Origin of the sequence: Prevotella sp. CAG:592, from assembly GCF_000436015.1 — a bacterium.
Classification (GTDB): domain Bacteria; phylum Bacteroidota; class Bacteroidia; order Bacteroidales; family Bacteroidaceae; genus Prevotella; species Prevotella pectinovora.
Window position 1 is genome coordinate 1 of sequence record NZ_FR892473.1, and the last position, 2,277, is coordinate 2,277.

General features: G+C 36.4%; 4 protein-coding genes. 3 read left to right on the top strand and 1 reads right to left on the bottom strand.

Annotated elements, in window-relative coordinates:
- Nucleotides 1-139: 139 nt before the first annotated feature.
- Nucleotides 140-520 (bottom strand): protein NO VEIN domain-containing protein, encoded by a 381-nt coding sequence (locus tag QVO99_RS00070; RefSeq protein WP_288176820.1) that lies wholly within the window; start codon nt 518-520, stop codon nt 140-142.
- 171 nt (nt 521-691) lie between these two features.
- On the opposite strand from QVO99_RS00070, the gene QVO99_RS00075 reads away from it, so the two are divergent.
- From QVO99_RS00075 to QVO99_RS00085, 3 genes are all read left to right on the top strand, one after another.
- The gene (locus QVO99_RS00075) at nt 692-916 is read left to right on the top strand and encodes a helix-turn-helix transcriptional regulator (RefSeq protein ID WP_022315541.1); all 225 of its coding nucleotides are present in this window, start codon (nt 692-694) and stop codon (nt 914-916) included.
- Nucleotides 917-926: 10 nt separating this feature from the next.
- Entirely contained in the window at nt 927-1,499 is a 573-nt protein-coding gene (locus QVO99_RS00080) for a DNA cytosine methyltransferase (protein WP_022315542.1), read from the top strand.
- Between the two features lie 18 nt (nt 1,500-1,517).
- The coding region (locus QVO99_RS00085; protein WP_288176821.1) for a type I restriction endonuclease at nt 1,518-2,277 on the top strand (760 nt) is incomplete at its 3' end.

Below are 2,277 nucleotides of genomic sequence, written 5' to 3' on the forward strand. Positions count from 1 at the left end.
AATGAGTAATAGCGAGCTATTGCGAATTTGATGAATTTTGTTAAATGTTGTACGTACGATGGTTTGAACTTAATGTTTGAGCACCACTAAGTTGGTATAATCAGCGATATGTACAACCTTTTCACTTGCATCTATCAACTTAAATTGATTCCGCCAACGGGTTCATCTTGGAAGACTCATTCTTGGAAATATGCACAGAGATTTGTGAACCAGCCAAGCCTTTGACCTCTATACAGAGAAACGCCTTGCCTTTGGTAGCTTCCAAGTCCCATCCCTTGTTTTCGTCCTCCACAGAAATGACATTGTAGCCTTGCTTCATATAAAATGTTGTAGCTGCTGATACGGCAGCTTTCTCAACAGCGATTTTTGCATCAACATCAATGTTAGGTTTTGTTTTATGTGTTAGAGGCTTGACGTAATTCTCAATATAGTCAATAACCTTCTGGCGGAAACACATTACTTCCTTGGTGTCGCTATCGGCATACCAAATGTTTGACTGTCCCATGAAACCTTTATTCATGGAGGCTTTCGCCCTTGGCACTTGCATGGTACGTTCTTTCTTAATTTCAAAATGGCACAAATACCAGTTGGATATTTGTGATAAAAGAAGAAAATTGATTTTTAAATCACTTTATTTTTGAAAAATCAGTGAAAAAAAAAAATAAATGGTATTTTTGCAAAAAGTTGCTTTATGGAAGATTATAAAGATATAAATAGAATAAAGGTTGTGCTGGTAGAAAAAAAGCGCAGCAATAAGTGGCTGGCGGAACAGCTGCAGAAAGACCCTTGCACTATATCCAAATGGTGTACAAACACTTCGCAGCCATCGCTTGAAACTTTACTTAAAATAGCAGAGCTATTGGATGTAAATTATACAGAACTTGTAAGGGCTGATTTTTTGAACAAAAACAACTGAAAGATAAAGAATGGCTGAAAAAAAAGAATTCCTCGCCTCTCGTAGAGGTGTGAATTATCTCGATTTATTCGCTGGTGCTGGAGGCTTCAGCGAAGGATTTATGCAGGCATATACAGATGATAAGTTCTATGATTTTCGCCTTGCAAGCGATATTAATGAGAATTGTGAACTTACGCATCGTGTAAGATATAACAAGATGTTGGGACTTGATACAGACTTTTTGTGTCAAGACATTATGGAAGATTCGTTTCTTCCGAATTTGATGGAACGTTTACACGGACAAGAGATTGATGTAATTACAGGCGGTCCAAGTTGCCAATCATTCAGTTTGGCAGGAAGACGTAAGAAACTTGATAAACGTGATGATTTATTTTATCATTATTTGAAAGTTATCAAGGCTCTTCGTCCGAAGTATTTCGTAATGGAGAATGTCAAAGGTATTTTAACCAAAGATGAGGGTAGAATAAAAGAACGTATACTAAGAGAAATCCGTTCTATAGTAGATGATGCAAAAATGAGTACTCTGCTGGCATTTCTCAATGACCATCTGAAGGTAAATATTAACAGGCTAAAATGCGCATAAGTCAAGTTTTGGAAAGTAATGAAACAGAAAAAAGACATTTGGCAAGAATTCTGCTATGATTTGATAGAGGCACGCAAAAACGATGTATTGGAAGATAAATACCAAGATATTGTGGAATCGAACTTGCGCCAATTAGGATGGAGCAAGGTACAGGGAGAAATATGTCCCAAGGAAAGGATAAACGTAGGCTCACACAACCAAGTAGAACCAGACATAACAATAAAGACAAACGGCATTCCTGTTTTTGTAATAGAACTGAAACGTCCGAATAATAGCATTACACTTAGACAAGAGCAACAACTCTTATCATATATGCGTTTGTGCAAGACCCTCTTAGGATTATACATAGGCAGCGATATAAGGCTATTTTATGATACGAATGAGGATGTTCCAACAATGGTATGGAAAACAGAGATAGATTTGAATGCGGAAAATGGTGAAGAATTTATTGATTTCTTTCTGTATGAAACTTTTAATCAACAGCGTTTAGAAAACATTTGTAGAACAAAGGCTGTTACAATAAAGACAGACAAGACGATAAAAGAATTTCAATATGATTTATCTATTGATAGCAATTCCACAATAAGGAAAGTTGTATTTGAGTACTTGGTATCTTTGAAAGGATGTAATAAGGAACTTGTAAATGCCACACTAAGCAAATTGACTTTTGCAACAAAAGAAGCAGAAACTTTACACACCAATCTGTCCGTACCCGTCCATTCGTCTGGAACAATTTGGGTTAAAAACGTCACGTATAACAAAAGCAAACGTGACAATT

Coding starts and splice junctions, on each gene's coding strand:
- QVO99_RS00070 (WP_288176820.1), bottom strand. CDS start 520: ATGAATAAAGGTTTCATGGGACAGTCAAACATTTGGTATGCCGATAGC.
- QVO99_RS00075 (WP_022315541.1), top strand. CDS start 692: ATGGAAGATTATAAAGATATAAATAGAATAAAGGTTGTGCTGGTAGAA.
- QVO99_RS00080 (WP_022315542.1), top strand. CDS start 927: ATGGCTGAAAAAAAAGAATTCCTCGCCTCTCGTAGAGGTGTGAATTAT.